The sequence below is a fragment of the Mycobacterium sp. genome (assembly GCF_040509115.1).
Taxonomy (GTDB): domain Bacteria; phylum Actinomycetota; class Actinomycetes; order Mycobacteriales; family Mycobacteriaceae; genus Mycobacterium.
Map to the genome: position 1 here is coordinate 1 of NZ_JBEVLO010000253.1, position 7,749 is coordinate 7,749.

A 7,749-nucleotide genomic window follows, 5' to 3' on the forward strand; every position below is an offset into this window, starting at 1 on the left:
CCGGCCTGTGACGGGGACGACTTGGCGCAGGTGCCGCTGTCGACACGCGGCACCCTCTGGAGCTACACGGAGAACCAGTACGCCCCGCCCCCGCCGTATCCGTCGCCGGATCCCTTCCAGCCGTTCGCCGTGGCCGCCGTGGAACTGGCCGACGAAGGGCTCATCGTGCTGGGCAAGGTGGTCGAGGGCACCCTGGCCGCCGACCTGAAGATTGGGATGGAGATGGAGTTCACCACCATGCCGCTGTATACCGACGAGGACGGCTTCGTCCGCACCGTCCACGCCTGGAAGATCGCAGAATGACCGCCACGGACACCTCCCCCGAGTCGCTGCGCTCCACCCCGCCGGAACCCCTCTACATCCTCGGCGCTGGCATGCATCCCTGGGGCAAGTGGGGTCGCGACTTCACCGAGTACGGCGTCGTCGCCGCCCGCGCCGCCCTCGCCGAGGCCGGTCTGGACTGGCGCCAGATCCAGTTGGTCGCAGGCGCGGACACCATCCGCAACGGCTACCCCGGCTTCGTCGCCGGGGGAACCTTTGCCCAGAAACTCGGCTGGAACGGCGTCCCCGTCAGTTCCAGCTACGCTGCCTGCGCCTCGGGATCTCAAGCCCTGCAGAGCGCACGCGCGCAGATCCTTGCTGGGTTCTGCGACGTCGCCCTCGTCATCGGCGCCGACACGACACCCAAGGGCTTCTTCGCGCCCGTCGGCGGCGAGCGTCGCAACGACCCCGACTGGCAGCGGTTCCATCTCATCGGCGCCACCAACCCGGTGTACTTCGCGCTGCTGGCACGCAGGCGAATGGATCTGCACGGCGCGACGCTGGAGGACTTCGCTCAGGTCAAGGTGAAGAACGCGCGGCACGGACTGCAGAACCCGAATGCCCGCTTCCGCAAGGACGTTTCGATCGATGACGTGCTGGCCAGCCCAGTGGTGTCCGATCCGCTGCGGCTGCTCGACATCTGCGCCACCTCCGACGGCGCCGCCGCGCTGATCGTGGCGAGCAAGTCGTTCACCGAGAAGCACCTGGGGTCGGTCGACGGTGTCCCGTCGGTGCGGGCGATATCCACCGTGACGCCGCGTTACCCGCAGCATCTGCCCGAATTGCCGGACATCGCAACGGATTCCACGGCCGTGGTGCCTGCCCCTGACCGGGTGTTCAAGGACCAGATTCTCGATGCCGCCTATGCAGAAGCGGGCATCGGTCCCGAGGACCTCAGCCTGGCTGAGGTGTACGACCTGTCCACCGCACTCGAATTGGACTGGTATGAGCACTTGGGCCTGTGCCCGAAAGGTGAAGCCGAGGCTCTCCTCCGCAGTGGCGCCACCACCATCGGCGGCCGCATCCCGGTCAATCCGTCTGGCGGGCTTGCCTGTTTCGGCGAGGCCATCCCCGCCCAGGCCATCGCCCAGGTCTGCGAACTCACCTGGCAGCTCAAGGGCCAGGCCACCGGTCGCCAGGTCGAAGGCGCCACCGTCGGAATCACCGCCAACCAAGGCCTGTTCGGGCACGGCTCGTCGGTCGTCGTCGCCCGCTGACCGGTCGGCGCTACTGCACCTCGTAGATCCAGATGGAAGGCGCGGTTAGCTCACCGGACTCCGTCCACTGGTAACGGCCTGCCGTGCCCAGACCGTCGTACGTGTGCATGAAGTCCAGAAGCGCAGGCCTGGTGTTGATTCCGCGGTCGATACCCTTGAGCATGATCGTCGCCAGGTCATAGGCCTCGGCGGCGAAGGAGGCGGGCCTGGCGCCGAACCGCTGGGAGTAGTCCTCTGCGAACGGTCCGGTTGCCGGCGCGCAGCCGCAGGACAGCAACGATCCGTTCGCCGCATCCCCCGCTCTCTCGGCGAACGCGGCGTCCTTGCTGGCCCCACCGCCGACGAAGGTTGCCGTGACACCGCCCTCCCTGAGCCGCGTGACGAAGTCCGCGGCCGGACCGGAATGCCCTGCGTAGAAGACGGCGTCGGGGTTGACGGCGTCGACCCGAGACACCGCTGAGGTCGGGTCGCCGTTGTCGACGGCGACGGATACTCCGCAGTCGGGCCGGGCCGCTGGACCGAGCCCCTGACGCACGGCCCCCGCGAGTTCGCGGCCGTAGTCCGAGCCGTCATCCACCACGCACACCGAACGGTATCCGCGAGCCCCCTTCATGTAGTTGGCCACTGAAAGGCCCTGCACGCCATCGTTTGCCAACCCGCGGAAGAAGGTTCCCCAGCCGTTCTCCGAGAGCGCGTTCTCGGTCGCCGATGGCGTCGCGGCGACCACGCCCGCGTCGCGGAACAGCCCACCCATCGCCACGACCTCGGCCGCGGAGCTGGGACCGATCACACCGACGGTGTAGGTGTCCTCGACGATCTCGGGTACCACGCCCGCGGCGACGGCCGGGTCGCCCGCGGTGTCGAACAGCTTCAGCTGAACCTGACATCCCGGGTTGGCGGCGTTGTGCTTGTCGACGGCCAGCTGCGCACCGTTCCTGATGCTGCTGTCGCGCATGACGTTGGGACCGGTTAGCGCGACGGCCGTCGCGATCGACAGCGGGAGGCAGACGGCATTGCCGTCGCCAGCCGGATCCGCGGGGTCGCCACCGCTGGAATCTACGGCTACACCGTTGCCATCGAGTTGGGCCAGCTCCTTGATGCGCGACGCGCCGGCCTGCCCACCATCGCCGGAGTCCTTACCGAGAGGACCGTTCGACGAGGTCAGCCACCATGCCGTCACCACCGCGACAACGCCGACCGCGACGGCGGACACCAGGACGATGGGCCTGCCCTTGCGGCGGCTGGGGGGCGTGACCTCGCTCGACTGATCCGGAGATGGCAGCGTCCCACCCATCCGGAACCCTCCCCATCCGTTCAGCCCAGGTCAGCGTCCCCAAGAGTAGACGACGAGTCGGTACTGGGCCGAACACCAAGACACGTCCCGGAGCGTCGGATGATTCCGAAATGCGCCGGACGGGTCAATTTTTGGGTAAGGGTAGGTGCGTGATCGCAGAAGCCCGGTCGTCGCCTGGATCAGTGCGTCGTCGTGCGGGCCGTCATCAACGGACCCCGCGCACTAGCGCGGAACGCTCCGACGCTCGACGTGGGCGCCGGCCAGGGCTGGCCGTGGCAGCCGGAGCAACCAACATCAGCTCGCCCGACATCGAGCGCGGGTCGGGTGGCCGCTTCGGCCGGTCGACCGAGGGGTGCGGTGATCACCTGCGAGGCGAGGTGGGCCCAGAACCGCTGCACTACAACGGATACGGGCGAGATCAGAAGCTGAGGTCGCCGTGCGGGCTTGCCTGGCGGTGGGTGTCTGGCGTCTTCCCGAGGGCCGCCGCCAAGCTGAGGGCGATAAGGATCGCCAGCAACACGAGTAGGTATGTCATGCAATCCAGAATCCGCCTGTCCAGGCCTGCGGAACAGTGGCAGCAATGACAGCTTGCGTACATTTTCCGCCATCCCGTGCGTGCGGTCGGGCTCCCGTCGCCGTGCCGAGCGATCCGCCGCGCGAAACAAGATCGAAACACGTCGGACATTCGAGAAACGGGCCATGCGTCACCGGAGCCGCTACAGTCCCGCATACCAAGTCGCGCCTCGGCGCGAAGAGCAACACAATGGAGGTTCATTAGTGGGCGCCAGCTCCCACGGGACGTCACGAAGGGCGGCAGTGTCGGGGCCAGGGCGGCAACGGGCCTGTTTCGGCTTGTTCGTGCTCGTCTTCGTGTTCCTTGCCGGGTTGTTCGGAGCTGGCCACGCCATGGCGGAGCCCGAGCCAGCCACGGTGTCGGGACGCCTCGTCAACGCGGGCCAGCCCGTCGCCGGCGCCGACGTGAAGGCCCTAGACGCCAGTGGCGCGGAGGTCGCCACCGCCACGTCCGACGAGAACGGACGCTGGACGTTGGAGGTCCCCGTCGGCACGTACACCTTCGAGGTGGCAGCTGACAGCCTGCCGTCCGGGGTCTCCGTGCAGCGATCGATCAGTCGCGCCGTCGTCGCCGAGCGGGCCAATACGGTCGTCTTCACATTCGGCGAGGTGCGGGTGTCCCAGGCGACACCGCTATACGAGCGGATGATTCGGCTGGCCATCGACGGCCTGCGCTTCGGCCTGGTCATCGCCATCACCGCGATCGGCTTGAGTCTGATCTTCGGCACGACTGGCCTGACGAACTTCGCGCACGGTGAGCTGGTCACGCTCGGCGCGGTACTCGCGTGGGTGTTCAACGTGACGTTCGGCTTGCCGTTGCTGATCGCCGCGCTGCTGGCGGTGGTGGTCGGCATCGGGATCGGATGGCTCAACAACGCGGGTGTCTGGCGACCGCTGCGGAAACGGCGAGTCGGGCTGATACCCCAGCTGGTGGTCTCGATCGGTCTGGCCATCAGCCTGCGCTACCTCATCCTCATCTTCTTCTCGGATCGGTCGCAGTCCTTCGCGGACTACCCCGTCAGCGCCGAACGGCAGTGGGGTCCCATCGCGATCACCGACGTCAACCTGATGACGATCGGGGTCAGCCTCGTGGTCCTCGTCGGCGTAGCGCTGATGTTGCAGCGGACCCAGATCGGCAAGGCCATGCGGGCCGTCGCCGACAACAAGGACCTCGCCGCGTCCTGCGGCATCAACGTCGAGCGCGTCATCACCGTCGTATGGTGCCTCGGCGGCGCACTCGCAGCCCTTGGCGGCGTCCTGCTCGCAATGTCCGAACTCGGCGGCCGGGTGCAATGGGAGATGGGCTTCAAGCTGCTGCTCCTTATGTTCGCCGGCATCACGCTCGGCGGCCTGGGCACCGCCTACGGTGCGCTGCTCGGCTGCATCGTCGTCGGCCTGCTGGTTCAGATGTCGACGCTGGTGATCGACCCCGACCTGAAGTACATCGGCGGATTGCTCATCTTGATCGTCATCCTCATCGTCCGACCCCAGGGCATCCTGGGGTCGAGGGAAAGGATCGGGTGACGTCTAGCCATGGACATCCTTGGTGCCTTGCAGACATCGCTTGCTCAGCTGATCGGGCCGTCCGCAATCTTCTATGCGCTTCTTGCCATCGGGCTGAATCTGCACTTCGGCTACACCGGTCTGCTCAACTTCGGCCAAATCGGGTTCGCCCTCCTCGGCGGCTACGGCGTCGGAATCATGACCATCACCTACGACCAGCCACTCTGGCTGGGGATCCTGGTCGGCCTGGCCGCATCGGGGTTGCTCGCGGTGCTGCTCGGCATCCCGACGCTCCGATTGCGGGCTGACTACCTAGCCATCGTCACGATCGCGGCCTCGGAAGTGCTCAGGCTGGTATTCAGATCCACGGCCGCTGACCCCGTCACCGGCTCGACCAACGGGCTCAACGGCTTCGCGGACCCCTTCACCCGGTACAGCCCGTTCGACTCCAGCAAGCAGTATTCGCTGCTCGGCATCAAGTTCGTCGGCGACGACCTGTGGACGATGGTCGTCGGTTGGACACTGGTGGCGGTGCTGTGCATGTTCGTCTATCTACTCACCCACAGTCCGTGGGGACGCGTCCTCAAGGCGGTCCGCGAGGACGAGGACGCCGCCAGGGCGCTCGGCAAGAACGTCTTCGTCTACAAACTGCAGGCGCTCGTCCTCGGCGGAATGATCGGCGGGATGGGCGGCATCCTCAACGCGCTTCAGACCAAGTCCATCAACCCCGACTTCTACTCCACCGCGCAGACGTTCTACGCGTTCGGAGCGCTCCTGCTCGGCGGCGCGGCGACGGTGCTCGGCCCGGTCGTGGGCGCGATGCTCTTCTGGTTCCTGCTCGCGATCCCCGACGCCCTGCTGAGGCAGGCGATCGCGGGTCCGGATCCACTGCTCCCCCTCACCGACGCACAGGTGGGCGCGACACGCTATGTCCTGCTGGGCATTCTGATCGCCTTGCTCATGATCTACAGACCGCAGGGCATCCTCGGAAACAAACGGGAAGTGCAATTCGATGGCTGACGACGCGAAGGCAGGTTCGACCGCGCCCACCCGCGACAACGGGTTGGCCGGGGTCGGAGCCGAGCCGGGTTCCAAGAAGCCCGACCCGATCATGTTGGTGGACAACATGACTCGCTCGTTCGGCGGCCTGAAGGCGGTCGACGTGGCACACCTCGAGATCCAACGCGGGTGCATCACCGGGCTGATCGGACCGAACGGCGCTGGCAAGACCACGTTCTTCAACCTGATCACCGGGTTCGACCGGCCAGACACCGGCACCTGGACCATGGAGGGCACCGAGCTCGGCAAGCTCAACCCACATCAGGTGGCCCGCCACGGCGTCGTGCGAACCTTCCAGCTGACCAAGGCGCTGGCCAAGATGACCGTGCTGGAGAACGTGAAACTCGGTGCGCCAGAACAGAAGGGCGAACGGATCGTCGATTCGCTGTTCCGTTTCCGGTGGCGCAAGCAGGAAGCCGAGATCACCGAGCGCGCCCAGGAAATGCTCGCCCGCTTCAAGCTCGACAAGAAGGCCGACGACATGGCCGGCTCGCTGTCGGGCGGTCAACGCAAACTGCTCGAGATGGCGCGCGCCTTGATGACCAACCCCAAGGTGGTGATGCTCGACGAGCCCATGGCAGGGGTCAACCCGGCGCTCACCCAGAGCCTCCTCGGCCACGTGAAGTCGCTGCGCGACGACGGCATGACCGTCGTGTTCGTCGAGCACGACATGGACGTCATCCGCGACATCAGCGATTGGGTGGTCGTGATGGCGCAGGGCTCGGTGATCGCCGAGTCGACGCCCGAGGACCTGGCCAACAACTCCGCAGTGGTCGACGCCTACCTCGGCAGCCACCACGACCAGGCTCTCGAGTTCGACGAGCACGGCAACCCGACGGGCGCGACGGCCATCCTCGCCGAGGAGATCGAACAGGCCGTCGTCGAAACGATCGAGGCGGGTGGTGACCTGTCGGACGCCACCGTCTCCGAACCCAGCGGGGCCACCGACACCACCGGGAAGCATCGCAATGAGTGACATCGACGGATCGCAGACGGAACTCACCCCTGCCGAACTCGCCGCCACCCCGGCCGAGCACCAACGGTTGGCCGAGGGCGCACTGATGCGAGCCGACCAGCTGATCGCCGGCTACATCCCCGAGGTCGACATCCTGCGGGGTTGCGACTTCTATCTCAAGGAAGGCGAGATCGTCGGGATCATCGGCCCGAACGGCGCCGGCAAGTCGACCCTTCTCAAGGCCCTGTTCGGATTGATCCCGGTACGCACCGGAGGGGTGACGCTGCGAGGCGACGACATCACGTCGGCACCCGCCCACGTCCTCGTCACCAAGGGCGTCGGCTACGTCCCACAGACCCAGAACGTGTTTCCCTCGTTGACCATCGAGGAGAACCTGGAGATGGGCATCTATCTGCGGCGGTCGAAGTTCTCCGAACGATTCGACTTCGTCGCAGAACTGTTCCCCCTGCTCGGGGAACGCCGAAAGGTCAAGGCGGGGGCCCTTTCCGGCGGCGAACGCCAAATGGTGGCCATGGGGCGGGCACTGATGATGGAACCGTCGGTGCTCCTGCTCGACGAGCCCTCAGCAGGCCTCTCCCCCATGTTTCAGGACGAGGTCTTCATCCGGTGCAAGCAGATCAACGCAGCCGGCGTCTCAGTGATCATGGTGGAGCAGAATGCGCGCCGCTGCCTACAGATCTGCGACCGAGGCTACGTCCTGGACCAGGGCACCAACGCTTACACCGACACCGGTGATCGCCTCATGACCGACCCGAAGGTCATCGAGCTGTACCTGGGCACCCTCGCAGGGAGCCGCGAGACCTAGC

General features: G+C 66.4%; 7 protein-coding genes. 6 read left to right on the plus strand and 1 reads right to left on the minus strand.

Annotated features, from left to right (window positions below; all coding sequences use genetic code 11):
- Window positions 1–303: Zn-ribbon domain-containing OB-fold protein (locus ABW137_RS17200; protein ID WP_526402098.1), on the plus strand; the 303-nt coding region annotated here is incomplete at its 5' end.
- Between the two features lie 26 nt (window positions 304–329).
- The gene (locus ABW137_RS17205) at window positions 330–1,538 is read left to right on the plus strand and encodes a lipid-transfer protein (RefSeq protein WP_526402108.1); all 1,209 of its coding nucleotides are present in this window, start codon (window positions 330–332) and stop codon (window positions 1,536–1,538) included.
- 10 nt (window positions 1,539–1,548) lie between these two features.
- Here the strand turns inward: ABW137_RS17205 and ABW137_RS17210 are convergent, their stop codons facing one another.
- A complete protein-coding gene (locus tag ABW137_RS17210; RefSeq protein WP_526402100.1) occupies window positions 1,549–2,832 on the minus strand; it encodes a branched-chain amino acid ABC transporter substrate-binding protein in 1,284 nt (427 codons plus the stop codon).
- An 870-nt stretch (window positions 2,833–3,702) separates the two neighbouring features.
- On the opposite strand from ABW137_RS17210, the gene ABW137_RS17215 reads away from it, so the two are divergent.
- The 4 genes from ABW137_RS17215 to ABW137_RS17230 are packed head-to-tail and all read left to right on the plus strand — an operon-like array spanning window position 3,703 to window position 7,748.
- Window positions 3,703–4,929: an ABC transporter permease subunit gene (locus ABW137_RS17215; protein ID WP_526402110.1), complete on the plus strand. Its 1,227-nt coding sequence runs from the start codon at window positions 3,703–3,705 to the stop codon at window positions 4,927–4,929.
- A gap of 9 nt (window positions 4,930–4,938) precedes the next feature.
- Window positions 4,939–5,928: a branched-chain amino acid ABC transporter permease gene (locus tag ABW137_RS17220; RefSeq protein ID WP_526402102.1), complete on the plus strand. Its 990-nt coding sequence runs from the start codon at window positions 4,939–4,941 to the stop codon at window positions 5,926–5,928.
- Window positions 5,921–6,943, plus strand: coding sequence for an ABC transporter ATP-binding protein (locus ABW137_RS17225; RefSeq protein WP_526402104.1), 1,023 nt, complete (start codon window positions 5,921–5,923; stop codon window positions 6,941–6,943). Before ABW137_RS17220 ends, ABW137_RS17225 begins: the two co-directional genes overlap by 8 nt.
- Window positions 6,936–7,748 carry an ABC transporter ATP-binding protein gene (locus ABW137_RS17230; protein ID WP_526402106.1) on the plus strand — a complete coding sequence of 271 codons (813 nt, stop codon included), beginning with the start codon at window positions 6,936–6,938 and terminating at the stop codon, window positions 7,746–7,748. The genes ABW137_RS17225 and ABW137_RS17230 overlap by 8 nt, the downstream gene beginning before the upstream one ends.
- The last annotated feature ends 1 nt before the right edge of the window (window position 7,749 follow it).